The following is a 12,592-nucleotide window of genomic DNA, read 5'->3' as shown; positions in this document are numbered from 1 at the left end:
CACAACCGGAGCACCCTCCGGCGACGGTGTACACAGAGCCGGGGGAAACATGGAATCGGACCATCTGGAAGATCCGCAGCGCAAGAAGGAAGAACTGCGCAGCTTCCTGTTTCTGACTGCCGTGATGGTGCCCGCACTCACCGTCATGATCGTGGCCGGCTATGGCTTCATTGTCTGGATGAGCCAGTTGATCAGCGGTCCGCCTTCGCATTGAAGCATCGCAGCCATTGCCTTTAAAGGCCAATGGCAAAAATCAATTCCTGCAAAAGCAGTCTTGATTGGGGGCACACGCATGCCTGCAAGACTTCCGATTCCTATTCAGCCCATTGCCTCGAACGACGAGTGGCATATCGCGGGAATCATGGTGTTCGCGCACCCTGCGAGTCTGGAACGAGTGCGCAATGCAATCGATTCGATGACCGGCACGGAAATCCATGCCGTCAGCGGCGCCGGAAAACTCGTCGTGACCGTCGAGGCGCCGACCTCGCAAGCGATCGTGGCGCAGCTCATGTGCCTGCACCAACTGGAAGGCGTGATCTCGGCCACGCTGGTCTACCAGCACAATGAAGACGCCGCCGCCATGTACGAGGAGATCGACGATGTCAGTCACGCGTCGTGAATTCATCAAGCAGACGGCCATTGCGGCCACCGCATCCGTGGCCGGCCTATCGCTGCCGGCAGAATCCGCCAATTTCGTCACCGACAGCGAAGCCACCAAACTGAAATGGTCGAAGGCGCCCTGCCGCTTCTGCGGCACCGGCTGCGGCGTGACCGTCGCCGTGCGCGACAACAAGGTGGTGGCCACCCAAGGCGACCCGCAGTGCGAAGTAAACAAGGGACTCAACTGCGTAAAGGGCTACTTCCTCTCCAAGATCATGTACGGGCAGGACCGGCTGACAAAGCCGCTGCTACGCATGAAAAATGGCCAATACGACAAGAACGGAGAATTCGCCCCGGTCAGCTGGGAGCGCGCGTTTGACGAAATGGAGCACCAGTTCAAACGCGTGCTCAAGGACAAAGGGCCCACCGCGGTCGGCATGTTCGGATCGGGCCAGTGGACGATCTGGGAAGGCTACGCCGCCGCCAAGCTCATGAAAGCAGGCTTCCGTTCCAACAATATCGATCCCAACGCGCGGCATTGCATGGCGTCGGCGGTGGCCGGCTTCATGCGCACCTTCGGCATGGATGAGCCGATGGGCTGCTACGACGACTTCGAGAATGCGGACGCCTTCGTGCTATGGGGGTCGAACATGGCAGAGATGCACCCGATCCTGTGGTCACGCATCACCGATCGCCGCCTGAGCCATCCCGAGACGCGCGTGGCCGTGTTGTCGACCTTCACGCATCGTTCGTTCGATCTGGCCGACCTGCCGATCATCTTCACCCCACAGACCGACCTGGCGATGCTGAACTACATTGCCAACCACATCATCCGCACCAACCGCGTCAACCAGGACTTCGTCAACCGGCACACGGTGTTCAAGGAGGGCGTGACCGACATTGGCTATGGGCTGCGTGCGGACAATCCACTACAGAAAGCCGCCAAGAATGCCGCCACGCCCGCTGACGCGAAACCCATCACGTTTGACGAATTCGCAAAGTTCGTCTCGAAGTACGACGCCGACTATGTGAGCAAGCTGTCCGGCGTCTCCGCCGACAAGCTGGAACGACTGGCCGAGCTCTACGCCAATCCCGATATCAAAGTGATGTCGCTGTGGACGATGGGTTTCAACCAGCACACGCGCGGCACGTGGGTCAACAACATGGTCTACAACATCCATCTGTTGACGGGCAAGATCGCCACGCCGGGCAACAGCCCGTTTTCGCTCACCGGCCAGCCTTCGGCATGTGGCACGGCGCGCGAAGTCGGCACGTTCTCGCATCGCCTGCCCGCAGACATGGTCGTAACCAACCCAAAGCATCGCGAAGAAGCCGAGCGCATCTGGAAGCTCCCGCCCGGCACCATTCCCGACAAGGTTGGCTATCACGCCGTGTTGCAGCACCGCATGCTCAAGGACGGCAAGCTCAATGCCTACTGGGTGCAGGTGAACAACAACATGCAGGCCGCTGCAAACATGACGCAGGAAGGCCTGCCCGGATACCGTAATCCAGACAACTTCATTGTCGTATCCGATGTCTACCCGACGGTCACGGCGTTGTCCGCCGACCTGATCCTGCCCAGCGCCATGTGGGTGGAGAAGGAAGGCGCGTATGGCAATGCCGAACGCCGCACGCAGTTCTGGCATCAACTGGTCGACGCACCGGGTGACGCGCGCTCGGACCTGTGGCAGGTGATGGAGTTTTCGAAGCGCTTCAGGGTGGAAGACGTCTGGCCAGCGGACCTGATCGCGAAACAGCCCGCCGTGCGCGGCATGTCGCTGTTCGACGTGCTGTTCCGCAACGGCAATGTCGACAAGTTCCCGTTCGAAGAGGTCAGCACCGAGTACAGCAACGCGGAGGCCCAGGCCTTTGGCTTCTATGTGCAGAAGGGTCTGTTCGAGGAATACGCCGCATTCGGCCGCGGCCATGGGCACGACCTGGCGCCGTTCGACGCCTATCACCAAACGCGCGGCCTGCGCTGGCCGGTGGTCAACGGCAGGGAAACACGCTGGCGCTATCGCGAAGGCAGCGACCCTTACGTGAAGGCCGGCACAGGCTTCCAGTTCTACGGCAACGCGGACGGCAAGGCAGTGATCTTCGCGCTGCCCTATGAACCGCCAGCGGAAGCGCCGGACAAGGAATACCCGTTCTGGCTGGCCACCGGCCGCGTGCTGGAGCACTGGCATTCCGGATCGATGACCCGCCGCGTGCCCGAGCTGTATCGCGCGTTCCCCAATGCGATGTGTTTCATGCATCCCGAAGATGCCAAGGCGATGGGCTTGCGACGCGGCGTGGAAGTAGAGGTGATATCGCGCCGGGGCCGCATGCGCACGCGTGTGGAAACGCGCGGACGCGATACGCCGCCGCGCGGCCTGGTCTTCGTGCCGTGGTTCGACGCCAGCCAGTTGATCAACAAGGTGACGCTCGATGCAACGTGCCCCATCTCGTTGCAGACCGACTTCAAGAAATGCGCGGTCAAGATCGTCAAGGTTTAGAGAGGAGACGCCATGGCAACCCGCCGATCCTTGACTGCATGGCCCGGCGTGCGCGCGTGGCTGCATGCAGCGCTGCTCGCCTGCGTGGCACTGGCGACGCTGGGCCTGCCGCCGGCCAGCGCGCAAGGCCTGGTGGACGCCATGCGCGGCCCCACGCCGGTGGCCGATGAAGCAAAGGCGCCTCTGCTGTATCCCACTGAAAACAAGGACATTCGCCGCACACGTGCCTACACCATGCAGCCGCCGACGATTCCGCACAAGATCGACGGCTATCAGCTCGATCGCGATTTCAATCGTTGCATGTTCTGCCACGCTCGCACGCGCACCGAAGAGACCGGCGCCATTCCCGTCAGCGTCACGCATTACATGGATCGGGACAGCAATGTGCTGGCGGAGGTGTCGCCACGCCGCTATTTCTGCACGCAGTGCCACGTGCCGCAGGCCGATGCCAAGCCGCTGGTGGGCAACACGTTTGTCGACGTGGAAACGATGCTCAAGCGCGCCAATGGCAAGAGCGGCGGCGCCAGCGCCCAGAGCGCCAAATAGCCGCACCTAACGGGGCAAGCGATGACGGGCAGACTCTGCGATCTCATCAAACGTTACTGGTGCACCATCAATCGTCCCAGCGCGTATTTCAGCCTGGGCTTTCTGACACTCGGCGGTTTCATCGCGGGCCTGGTGTTCTGGGGCGCGTTCAATACGGCGCTGGAGTTCACCAACACCGAGCAATTCTGCACCGGCTGCCACGAAATGCGCGACAACGTCTATCAGGAACTGCAGGGCACGATCCACTTCGCCAACCGCAGCGGCGTGCGCGCGAAATGTTCCGACTGCCACGTCCCGCACAACTGGACCTCCAAGATGGCGCGCAAGATGCAGGCGTCCAAGGAAGTGTGGGCCAAGATCTTTGGCACCGTGGATACGCCCGAGAAATTCCAGGAACACCGCCTGGTGCTGGCGCAGCACGAATGGGCACGCTTCAAGGCCAACGACTCGCTCGAATGCCGCAACTGCCACGACTACCAGTCGATGGATTTCACGCGGCAGAGCCCGCGCGCGCAGGCCATGCATTCGACCTATCTGGCCGACAAGGAAAAAACCTGTATCGATTGCCACAAGGGCATCGCCCATCGGCTGCCCGATATGGGCAAGGCCGGGGAGCCGTGACATGACGGCAGCCGCCGTGCTGGAAGCCGGCCAGCTCACCGTCCGGCGCATGGGCCGCGCCATCTTTCGCGATATCGAAGTGTCGCTCTCGCCAGGTCAGTTGCTACAGGTCACCGGGCCGAACGGTGCCGGCAAGACCAGCCTGCTACGCGTGCTGACCAGCTTGCTGCAGCCAGCCGAAGGCGGATTGCGCTGGCACGGCCGCGCAATCGGCACGGGCGACGCGGAGTATCTGTCGGCGTTGGCCTATATCGGCCATACCAACGGTATCTACGTCGACCTGAGCGCTGCCGAGAATCTGCGCTTTGCCGCCCGCATGCACGACGCGCCGGCGCAGGCTTCGGCGATCCGCAACGCCTTGGCGTGCCTCGGTCTTGAAGCGGTGGGCAGCGTCCCGGTGCGCGCGCTGTCGCAAGGTCAGCGCAGGCGGGTATCGCTGGCGCGACTGGCGCTAGCGCCACGCCAACTTTGGCTGCTGGACGAACCGCTCACATCGCTCGATCAGGGGTGCGCCGCCTGCTTCGTCGCGCTGCTCGATGCGCATCTGGCGAGCGGCGGCATGGCGGTGATCGCCACGCACCAGTTGCTGCCCCAACGCGGCGCGGTGCTCGATCTGGCTACGCCATCGCGGAGGCTGACATGATTGCCGCGCTCGGCGCCATCATCGCGCACGACGTGTCGCTCGCATGGCGGCGACGTAGCAGCCTGTTGGCAAGCGTGGTGTTCTTTGTGATCGTCTCTAGCCTGTTTCCGCTGGCGGTCGGGCCCGATCCGCAGCAGCTTCGGGTGCTGGCGCCGGGCATTCTGTGGGTGGCCGCGTTGCTGGCATCGATGCTGTCGCTGTCGCGACTGTTCACGCAGGAGCATGCCGATGGCAGCCTCGACCAGCTGCTGCTATGCCCGCATCCGCTTTCGCTGATGGTGCTGGGAAAAATCTGCGCGCACTGGCTGACCAGCGGCCTGCCGGTGCTGGCACTGACACCGTTGCTGGCCCAGCAATACGCCCTGCCCGGCGGTGCAACGCTGCTGCTGACGGCTTCGCTGCTGGTCGGCACGCCGGCGCTGAGTCTGATCGGCGCGGTGGGCGCGGCGCTTACGCTCGGTGTACGCGGCGGTGCGGTGTTGCTGTGCATCCTGGTGCTGCCGCTGTCGATTCCGGTGCTGGTGTTTGGTGCCAGCGCTGGCGCTGCCGCCGACGCCGGCCTGAACGTCGCGCCGCATTTTTCGTTGCTGGGCGCCTGCCTGGCCCTGTCCCTGTGCGTGTGTCCATTGGCCACCGCTGCGGGATTACGCATTGCGATGGAGTGACGCCGATGACCCAGCACGCTTCGTTGCAGGACACCGCCGCGCCCACGCGGCACGCCGGTCGCGCACGATGGACGCGATTTGCATCGCCAGCCCGGTTCTATCCGGTTGCCGGCAAACTCGCCCCGTGGTGTTTCGCCGCGGCCGCGCTATGGCTGGCGCTGGGCCTGTGGCTGGGCTTCGTTGTCGCCCCCACGGACGCGCAACAAGGCGAGGTCTATCGCATCATCTTCATCCACGTGCCAGCGGCCTGGATGTCGATGTTCATCTACGTCGTGATGGCCGGCTACTGTGCGCTGGCGATGGTGATGCGCACGCGGCTTTCGTCGATGATGGCGTCCGCCCTGGCGCCGACCGGTGCGATGTTCACGTTTCTCGCGCTTTGGAGCGGTGCGCTGTGGGGCAAGCCAACGTGGGGGACGTGGTGGGTCTGGGATGCGCGCCTCACGTCCGAGCTGATCCTGCTGTTCCTGTATCTCGGGTTCATCGCGCTGGAATCCGCCATCGACGAGCCGCGCCGCGCGGAGCGGGCGTGCGCCGTGTTGGCGCTGGTGGGTGTGGTGAACGTTCCCATCATCTATTTCTCCGTGCAGTGGTGGAACACGCTGCATCAGGGCGCATCTGTAAGCCTGACCACTGCGCCGACTATGGCCGCGACGATGCTCGCCGGCATGCTGGCAATGACGCTGGCATGCTGGATGTACACGATTGCGGTGGCACTGGTGCGGGTGCGCTGCATCCTGCGCGAACGCGGCGAGGTGGCCGTGCCGATTGGGCAGACGCTGCGATGAACGCGCACGCGGGCTATATCGCCGGCGTCTTCTGCGTGGCGCTCCTGGCGATCGTGATCGAACTGGTCAGGCTGGCGTGGCGGGTACACCGCCGCATCGATCCGGACGACACGCCATGACGCCTCGCCAGCGCAGGCTCGGATTGCTGCTGGCCGCATTGCTGTGCGGCGGCGCGGCGCTGACGCTCGTGCTCAACGCATTCCGGTCGAATCTCGTATTTTTCTTCAGCCCTTCGCAGATCGCAGCCAAGGAGGCGCCATTGGCGCACGCATTCCGGCTCGGCGGACTGGTCGCCCCCGGATCGATCACGCGCGAAGGCGAAACGCTGACCATCCGCTTCGTGGTCACCGATACGCGGCATGACGTGCCGGTGATCTATCGCGGACTGCTGCCTGATCTGTTTCGCGAAGGGAAAGGTGTCGTGGCGCGTGGCACGCTGGATGCCAACGGCACCTTCGTTGCCAGCGAAGTGCTGGCCAAGCACGACGAGAACTACATGCCGCCGGAAGCGGCCGAGGCGCTCAAGCGCGCGGCCAACGACGGCGCCGCCACGCAAAAGGTGCAGCGATGAGTGTGGAACTGGGTCACTTCGCCTTGATCTGTGCGCTGCTTGCCGCGCTGGTGCAGACGGTGTTGCCGCTGGCTGGCGCACCGCGCGGCTTTGTGCCGTGGATGGCATGGGCCAGACCCATGGCGCTCTTGCAGTGGGTGCTGGTGGCCGCCGCCTATCTGTCGTTGACGGCGGCCTTCGTTGGCGACGACTTCAGCGTGCGCTACGTCGCGGCAAATTCCAACAGCGCGCTGCCGCTTGCCTATCGCATCGCCGCGGTTTGGGGCGGCCACGAAGGGTCAATGCTGCTCTGGACGCTGATGCTGGCCGGCTGGTCGCTGTTGGTGGCGCTGTTCAGCCGGCGCTTGCCGCTGAGTTTCGTCGCCCGCGTGCTGGGCGTGATGGGCGGCATCAGCAGCGGCCTGTTGCTGTTCCTGCTGTTTTCGTCGAATCCGTTCGTGCGTCTGCTGCCGCGCGCCATGGAAGGCCGCGATCTCAATCCGCTACTGCAGGATCCCGGCATGGTGTTCCATCCGCCATTCCTTTACATGGGCTATGTCGGCTTTGCCGTGGCGTTTTCTTTTGCGCTGGCGGCGCTGCTGGAAGGCCGGCTCGATGCGGCATGGGCGCGCTGGTCGCGGCCATGGACCATCCTGGCGTGGATGTTCCTGACGGTGGGCATCGCGCTGGGCAGCATGTGGGCGTACTACGAATTGGGCTGGGGCGGCTGGTGGTTCTGGGATCCGGTGGAGAACGCGTCGTTCATGCCATGGCTGGCCGGCACCGCGTTGATCCACTCGCTGGCCGTGACGGAAAAACGCGGCGCGTTTCGCGCGTGGACGGCATTGCTGGCAATTTTCACGTTCTCGCTGAGTCTGCTCGGCACGTTCCTGGTGCGCTCCGGCGTGCTGACATCGGTTCATGCGTTCGCGGTGGATCCCAAGCGCGGCATCTTTATTCTGACGCTGCTGGCACTGGTCACCGGTCTCGCACTGGCGATCTTCGCGTGGCGAGCGCCACAGCTGACGCAACGCGCCGACTTCGACTGGACATCGCGCGAGGCGTTTCTGCTGGCCAATAACGTGCTGCTGGCCGTTGCCGCGTCCGCCGTTTTGCTTGGCACGCTGTATCCGTTGCTGCTCGATGTGCTTGGTCTCGGCAAGGTTTCGGTCGGGCCCGCGTATTTCGAACAGGTCTTCGTGCCGCTGATGGCGCCCGCAGTGCTGTTGATGGGGGCTGCGCCGCTGGCGCGTTGGCGTCGCGGCGAACTGCCGTCGATAGCGCGGCGCTTGCGCTGGGCGGGCGCGGCCAGTGTGGTGATCGGCATCGGTTTGCTGGGCGTGCTGCGCAACCAGTCGGCGCTGACCGGCCTGGGATTGGTGCTGGCGGCATGGTGCGTGGCCAGCGCGGGCGTCAGCCTGAAGGAACGGCTCAGGCATCGGCGCGGATGGCGCGAATCGTTGCGCCAGTTGCCGGCCGGATACTGCGGCATGCTGCTGGCGCACGTAGGCGTCGGGGTGTTCGTGATCGGCATCACGCTGGTCAACAGCCAGGAGACCATGCGCGAACTGCCGATGCGGCCGGGCGACACCGTCACGGTCGACGGCTTCGCCTTCCGCTTCGACGGCGTGGCGCCCGCGGTGGGCCCCAACTACGAGGCGCTGCGCGGCATCATAACGGTCAGCCGCGACGGGCACCCCGTCACGACGCTGGCAACGGAGCGGCGCATCTATCGCAGCCAGGACATGCCGACCACGGAGGCGGCCATCGATACAGCGCTGACGCGCGATCTCTACGTCGCCATTGGCGAAGCTGGCGGCGACACGACCTGGGGCGTGCGCATTTATGTGAAGCCGTTTGTGAAATGGATCTGGGGCGGATGTGCGCTGATGGCGCTGGGCGGCCTGCTTGCCGCGTGCGACCGCCGCTATCGGCTGCGGCAGTCGGCCGCGCGCGAGGTGCAAACGATCGACCCGCGTGTAGCGCCGTCGGCGCTGGCGATCCCGCGCAGCGAGCAAAACGGGCCATGACGCGCTTTCTGATGCCTTTGGCAATCTTCCTGGCCATCGTCGTAGCCCTGGGCGCCGGCCTGCGACACGACCCGCGCGAATTGCCGTCCGCGCTGGTTGGCAAACCGGCGCCGCAGTTTTCGCTTCCGGTGCTGAGCGTGGAGCCGGGCGCGCGGCAGACCGTGAAACCCCAGGATCTGCGTGGCAAGGTCTGGATCCTCAACGTGTGGGCGTCGTGGTGCGCCGCGTGCCGCAGCGAACATCCAGTGCTGATCGACTTTGCCTCTCGCTCCGCCGTGCCGGTCTACGGGCTGAACTACAAGGACTCGCCCGCGGCTGCATTGCAATGGCTGAAACAGATGGGCGATCCGTACGTGCAATCGCTGGTCGACGCCGATGGGCGCGTGGGGATCGATTTCGGCGTCTACGGCGTGCCGGAGACCTACGTCATCGACGCGCGCGGCGTGGTGCGCTATCGACAGGTGGGCCCGGTCACCCGCGAAGTGCTGGAACGCCAGATCCAGCCGCTGCTGAAACAGCTTGCGCAGGGTGATAACCGTGCATAGGCGCGGGCTGATAGCGCTCCTTGCCGCGATCACGCTGCACGCGACGGCTGCCGCGCCGCTGTCGGACGCCGCGCTCGATGCGCGCGTGCACGCGCTGTCCCAGCAACTGCGCTGCCTGGTGTGCCAGAACCAGACGCTGGCCGAGTCGAACGCCGAGCTTGCCGTGGATCTTCGCCAGCAGATTCGCGCGCAGGTCGCACACGGCGCCAGCGATGAGGCCATCAAGACATGGCTGGTGCAGCGCTATGGCGATTTCGTGCTGTACGATCCACCGTTCGCGCCGATAACGTGGCTGCTGTGGATCGGACCGTTTGCATTGCTGGCTGCTGTGGCGATCTGGCTGTGGCGCCATCACCGGAATACGCGCGGCACCCGCGCCGCATCGCTGGCCGAATTGCGCAGACCCCGGCCCGATGATCCGATCGCTCCCGGGCGTCCGCGCTCGCCGTGGACCACCGCCACGTTATGCGTGATGCTGCCGCCAGCCGCCGCCATGCTGTATCTGCATCTGGGCAATCCCGCGGCGCTCGTGCCGGGCGGCGACGCGCACACGCTGTCCGGTGACGCACACACACCGGACATCTCGCAAATCGAAAGCATGGTCGATCAACTCGCCCGCAAACTTCAGGCCGAGCCGCAGGACGCCGGGGGCTGGATCATGCTGGCGCGGTCCTACACGGTGCTGGAGCGTTTCGATGATGCAGCCGCGGCCTTTGCCAGGGCGGTGGCGCTGGCCCCGCACGAGGCCGCAGTGCGATCGGACTATGCCGACGTGCTGGCCAGCCTGAACGGCGGATCGCTGCAGGGGCCGGCGCTTGAGCAGATTCGCGCCGCGCTGGCGGCCGACCCGGACGATCCCAAGGCGCTTGCGCTGGCTGCCAGCGCAGCAGCCCAGCGTGGCGATGCGCGCGAGGCCATCGCCTTTTGGGAGCATCTCTATCGCTTGCTGCCGCCCGATTCGCAAACGGCAACGCGAGTCGCTGCCAATCTGGCCGCAGCAAAGTCGGCTGGGATGAAGTAGCGCACCGCAAAGCGGGCAGACCAAACCGCGAGCGGAACTTGATCGACGTGGACTTGTCGCGCCACTCTCGTACATGGCGCTTTTCCGATATCCACTTACCTGCCATCGATGCATTGCGCCAGGGCAAATTTCGAGCTTGGGAACAGTCTGACAATTCGGGCTCGATTGCTGTACCGCCCCGAGATCCTATGTGGAATACCGCTTCAAAACGTGCGGAGAGGCTGCCTGCCGAAGGCCCCCGCCCTGTTCGCCAGGCCATGGCCTTGCCGGTTCGCCCGCCGGAAGTACTTTATGGATCGTTGCCCATCCGGCACGTCAACACCTGTCAACTGCGGCGATTCGTTCTGATGATGCAATTCCGTTCCGCCAGCGCCGCGGAACGCCACAGCGGCATCAAGGCAGCCGGCATCCTCTACGCCGTCCGGTGTATCGAAGACCGCCTCAGTACCAAGCTGTTCGAGCGCAACGGCACGACGATGCGTCCGACTGCTGCTGCACACCGGCTTTATCCATGCGCCATCCGCCTGCTGGAGATGTGGGATGAGCTGATCGCCGAGCTGCGGCCGCCACCGGACAGCGCGCCGGCAACCGCCGATACTGCGCCAGGCGATGCATCCGCCGAGTCCACGTTGCTCCCTACTCCCGCGTTGCCCGCCTCGCCCCCAATCCCTCCCTCGCCCAAGCCCGCCGCGCGCCCTTTGCCAACCGTTTCCACTGCTTCCACCGGGTCCACCGTCCCTGCTGGCGGCGCCAAACCCAAACCCAAACCCAAAGCCAGGCGCCAGGCCAAATCCCAATCCAGCCCCCAAACCAAACCGCGCGACAAACCGGGCGTGCCCACCCCTTTGGCCGCCGACTCGGCGCTGTTCCCGACTCCTTCCCGCGACACTGCCAAGACCGCCTTGGGCACGCGCCGACCTGTGCGGCGTACCGGCTAGATCGGCCGGCCGCGGGGCAAATCGTCGACAGATATCGACGGCGTCGTAGAATGGCGACTGCTTAGCCGATTAAGGAATCGCCCCATGACCGAGTCCTCCGGTCTGCACCACAAGTCGTTTCTGCTCCTGCTTGCGCTGGTGACCGTCGCGTTCTTCTGGATCCTGTGGCCCTTCTATGGCGCGGTGTTCTGGGGTGCGGTGCTCGCCATCATCTTTGCGCCATTGCAACGCCGTCTCGTCACCGGTCTGCGCGGCCGCGCCAACCTTGCGGCACTGCTCACGCTGCTGCTGGTGCTGCTTCTGGTTATTTTGCCGATGATCGCGATCACGATGTCGCTGATCCAGCAGGGCGTGAGCCTGTACGAAAGCATTCGTTCGGGCCAGCTCAATTTCGGCCACTATTTCCAATCGGCCGCGGACGCCCTGCCGCCCTTCATGCGTGATCTGCTGGCACGCGCCGACCTTGCCAGCCTTTCCGACGTCAAGGACAAGCTCAGCGCCAGCGCGCTGCAGGCCAGCCAGATGCTGGCCACCCGCGCGCTCAGCATCGGGCAAAACACGGCGCAGTTCATGATCAGCTTCGGCATCATGCTGTACTTGCTGTTCTTTCTGCTGCGCGATGGCCCCCAGCTGACGCGCCGCCTGCGGCTGGCCGTGCCGCTGAGCCCCACGTACAAGCAGCATCTGATCCAGAAGTTCACCACTGTCGTGCGGGCCACCGTCAAGGGCAATATCGCCGTGGCCCTCGTTCAGGGGCTGCTCGGCGGCGGTATTTTCGCCGTGCTGGGCATTCAGGGATCGCTGCTGTGGGGGGTCGTGATGGCGTTTCTGTCGCTGCTGCCAGCAATCGGCGCAGGCCTGATCTGGGCACCCGTGGCGGTCTACTTCCTGCTGACGGGCTCGATCCTCAAGGGCTGCGTGCTGGTGGGATTCGGCATGCTGGTGATCGGCATGGTCGACAATGTGCTGCGGCCCATTCTGGTTGGAAAGGACACGCAAATGCCCGACTACGTCGTGTTGATCTCCACGCTGGGTGGCATGGCATTGTTTGGATTGAACGGCTTTGTGATCGGACCGCTGATCGCGGCGCTGTTCATTGCCTGCTGGGACCTGAACAGCACGGAGGACCCGGCCAGCCATTGACCGGGGC

At 64.5% G+C, this 12,592-nt stretch carries 15 protein-coding genes; all 15 read left to right on the top strand.

The genetic code is table 11. From position 1 onward, the window contains the following. Positions 1–49 precede the first annotated feature (49 nt). The 15 genes from napE (at position 50) to F7R19_RS08165 (ending at position 12,585) form a co-directional block, all read left to right on the top strand. The gene (gene napE / locus F7R19_RS08230) at positions 50–214 is read left to right on the top strand and encodes a periplasmic nitrate reductase, NapE protein (RefSeq protein WP_150979936.1); all 165 of its coding nucleotides are present in this window, start codon (positions 50–52) and stop codon (positions 212–214) included. Positions 215–292: 78 nt separating this feature from the next. Beyond that, positions 293–619 carry a chaperone NapD gene (locus F7R19_RS08225; RefSeq protein ID WP_150979935.1) on the top strand — a complete coding sequence of 109 codons (327 nt, stop codon included), beginning with the start codon at positions 293–295 and terminating at the stop codon, positions 617–619. Further along, entirely contained in the window at positions 600–3,095 is a 2,496-nt protein-coding gene (napA, locus tag F7R19_RS08220; protein ID WP_150979934.1) for a periplasmic nitrate reductase subunit alpha, read from the top strand. The genes F7R19_RS08225 and napA overlap by 20 nt, the downstream gene beginning before the upstream one ends. Before the next feature lie 12 nt (positions 3,096–3,107). Then, positions 3,108–3,641, top strand: coding sequence for a nitrate reductase cytochrome c-type subunit (locus F7R19_RS08215; RefSeq protein WP_170292570.1), 534 nt, complete (start codon positions 3,108–3,110; stop codon positions 3,639–3,641). A 21-nt stretch (positions 3,642–3,662) separates the two neighbouring features. Continuing rightward, complete coding sequence (locus F7R19_RS08210) at positions 3,663–4,262, top strand: NapC/NirT family cytochrome c (RefSeq protein WP_150979933.1); 600 nt, start codon at positions 3,663–3,665, stop codon at positions 4,260–4,262. A 1-nt stretch (position 4,263) separates the two neighbouring features. Beyond that, positions 4,264–4,905, top strand: a complete 642-nt coding sequence (gene ccmA / locus F7R19_RS08205) for a cytochrome c biogenesis heme-transporting ATPase CcmA (RefSeq protein WP_150979932.1) — start codon at positions 4,264–4,266, stop codon at positions 4,903–4,905. Then, positions 4,902–5,570: a heme exporter protein CcmB gene (gene ccmB / locus F7R19_RS08200; RefSeq protein ID WP_150979931.1), complete on the top strand. Its 669-nt coding sequence runs from the start codon at positions 4,902–4,904 to the stop codon at positions 5,568–5,570. The genes ccmA and ccmB overlap by 4 nt, the downstream gene beginning before the upstream one ends. Positions 5,571–5,575: 5 nt before the next feature. Then, a complete protein-coding gene (locus F7R19_RS08195) occupies positions 5,576–6,358 on the top strand; it encodes a heme ABC transporter permease (protein WP_150979930.1) in 783 nt (260 codons plus the stop codon). Next, on the top strand, positions 6,355–6,477 hold the full coding sequence (locus F7R19_RS30460) for a hypothetical protein (protein WP_263289820.1): 123 nt from the start codon (positions 6,355–6,357) through the stop codon (positions 6,475–6,477). The genes F7R19_RS08195 and F7R19_RS30460 overlap by 4 nt, the downstream gene beginning before the upstream one ends. Beyond that, complete coding sequence (gene ccmE, locus F7R19_RS08190; protein WP_150979929.1) at positions 6,474–6,929, top strand: cytochrome c maturation protein CcmE; 456 nt, start codon at positions 6,474–6,476, stop codon at positions 6,927–6,929. Before F7R19_RS30460 ends, ccmE begins: the two co-directional genes overlap by 4 nt. Then, entirely contained in the window at positions 6,926–8,938 is a 2,013-nt protein-coding gene (locus tag F7R19_RS08185; RefSeq protein WP_150979928.1) for a heme lyase CcmF/NrfE family subunit, read from the top strand. The genes ccmE and F7R19_RS08185 overlap by 4 nt, the downstream gene beginning before the upstream one ends. After that, entirely contained in the window at positions 8,935–9,483 is a 549-nt protein-coding gene (locus F7R19_RS08180; protein WP_150979927.1) for a DsbE family thiol:disulfide interchange protein, read from the top strand. The genes F7R19_RS08185 and F7R19_RS08180 overlap by 4 nt, the downstream gene beginning before the upstream one ends. Beyond that, positions 9,476–10,504 (top strand): cytochrome c-type biogenesis protein CcmH, encoded by a 1,029-nt coding sequence (locus F7R19_RS08175; protein WP_150979926.1) that lies wholly within the window; start codon positions 9,476–9,478, stop codon positions 10,502–10,504. Before F7R19_RS08180 ends, F7R19_RS08175 begins: the two co-directional genes overlap by 8 nt. A 47-nt stretch (positions 10,505–10,551) precedes the next feature. Then, positions 10,552–11,442 (top strand): LysR family transcriptional regulator, encoded by an 891-nt coding sequence (locus F7R19_RS29980; RefSeq protein ID WP_223506357.1) that lies wholly within the window; start codon positions 10,552–10,554, stop codon positions 11,440–11,442. An 84-nt stretch (positions 11,443–11,526) separates the two neighbouring features. Then, the gene (locus tag F7R19_RS08165; protein ID WP_061958148.1) at positions 11,527–12,585 is read left to right on the top strand and encodes an AI-2E family transporter; all 1,059 of its coding nucleotides are present in this window, start codon (positions 11,527–11,529) and stop codon (positions 12,583–12,585) included. Positions 12,586–12,592: the final 7 nt, after the last annotated feature.

The sequence above is a fragment of the Cupriavidus pauculus genome (assembly GCF_008801835.1).
In the GTDB taxonomy this organism is placed as follows: Bacteria; Pseudomonadota; Gammaproteobacteria; order Burkholderiales; family Burkholderiaceae; genus Cupriavidus; species Cupriavidus pauculus.
Note: the sequence above shows the minus strand (reverse complement) of the source record. Positions and strands in the feature narration are given on the sequence as shown.

Coding starts and splice junctions, on each gene's coding strand:
- ccmA (WP_150979932.1), top strand. CDS start 4,264: ATGACGGCAGCCGCCGTGCTGGAAGCCGGCCAGCTCACCGTCCGGCGC.
- F7R19_RS08165 (WP_061958148.1), top strand. CDS start 11,527: ATGACCGAGTCCTCCGGTCTGCACCACAAGTCGTTTCTGCTCCTGCTT.
- F7R19_RS08195 (WP_150979930.1), top strand. CDS start 5,576: ATGACCCAGCACGCTTCGTTGCAGGACACCGCCGCGCCCACGCGGCAC.
- napA (WP_150979934.1), top strand. CDS start 600: ATGTCAGTCACGCGTCGTGAATTCATCAAGCAGACGGCCATTGCGGCC.
- ccmE (WP_150979929.1), top strand. CDS start 6,474: ATGACGCCTCGCCAGCGCAGGCTCGGATTGCTGCTGGCCGCATTGCTG.
- F7R19_RS08210 (WP_150979933.1), top strand. CDS start 3,663: ATGACGGGCAGACTCTGCGATCTCATCAAACGTTACTGGTGCACCATC.
- F7R19_RS08225 (WP_150979935.1), top strand. CDS start 293: ATGCCTGCAAGACTTCCGATTCCTATTCAGCCCATTGCCTCGAACGAC.
- F7R19_RS08185 (WP_150979928.1), top strand. CDS start 6,926: ATGAGTGTGGAACTGGGTCACTTCGCCTTGATCTGTGCGCTGCTTGCC.
- F7R19_RS08180 (WP_150979927.1), top strand. CDS start 8,935: ATGACGCGCTTTCTGATGCCTTTGGCAATCTTCCTGGCCATCGTCGTA.
- ccmB (WP_150979931.1), top strand. CDS start 4,902: ATGATTGCCGCGCTCGGCGCCATCATCGCGCACGACGTGTCGCTCGCA.
- F7R19_RS30460 (WP_263289820.1), top strand. CDS start 6,355: ATGAACGCGCACGCGGGCTATATCGCCGGCGTCTTCTGCGTGGCGCTC.
- F7R19_RS08215 (WP_170292570.1), top strand. CDS start 3,108: ATGGCAACCCGCCGATCCTTGACTGCATGGCCCGGCGTGCGCGCGTGG.
- napE (WP_150979936.1), top strand. CDS start 50: ATGGAATCGGACCATCTGGAAGATCCGCAGCGCAAGAAGGAAGAACTG.